This window comes from Neisseria sp. P0021.S006 (assembly GCF_051956895.1).
Genome location: NZ_JBQCWZ010000990.1, coordinates 1 through 543, shown reverse-complemented (window position 1 = coordinate 543; position 543 = coordinate 1). Strand labels below are relative to the sequence as shown.

1 protein-coding gene is annotated in these 543 nt (G+C 49.4%); it reads left to right on the top strand.

The window, feature by feature from the left end; translation table 11 throughout:
- Positions 1 to 543: heterodisulfide reductase-related iron-sulfur binding cluster (locus ACTHUM_RS18330; RefSeq protein ID WP_440403725.1), on the top strand; the 543-nt coding region annotated here is incomplete at both ends.

The window sequence follows — 543 nt, the reverse complement described above, 5'->3', positions numbered from 1 at the left end:
TGCGTTCTCGACCTTTTTATGCCAGAAGCAGGCATGGATGCCATCACTTTAATCGAACAACAGGGTATCCGTATCCATTATCCGATGGAACAAAGCTGCTGCGGCCAACCGGCCTATTCGTCAGGTCATCCGAAAGAAGCCTTTGATGTTGTCAAAGCGCAACTGGATTTATTCCCTGAAAATTGGCCGATTGTCGTGCCTTCCGGTTCTTGCGGCGGCATGATGAAACACCACTGGCCGACTTTGTTTAAAGGTACCGAGTACGAACAAAAAGCCATTGATTGCGCCAACCGTATCATTGAATTTACCCACTTCCTGCTGGCGATTGGTTACAAACCTGAAGATAAAGGTGAGCCGGTTAAAGTGGCTGTCCATACTTCCTGCGCGGCGCGTCGTGAGATGAATGTCCATGTGTCAGGCTGGCAGCTGATTGACGGCATGGAAAATGTTGAACGTATCGTTCACGACCATGAAAGCGAGTGCTGCGGTTTTGGCGGTACATTCTCTGTGAAACAAGCCGATATTTCCGGTGCGATGGTAACC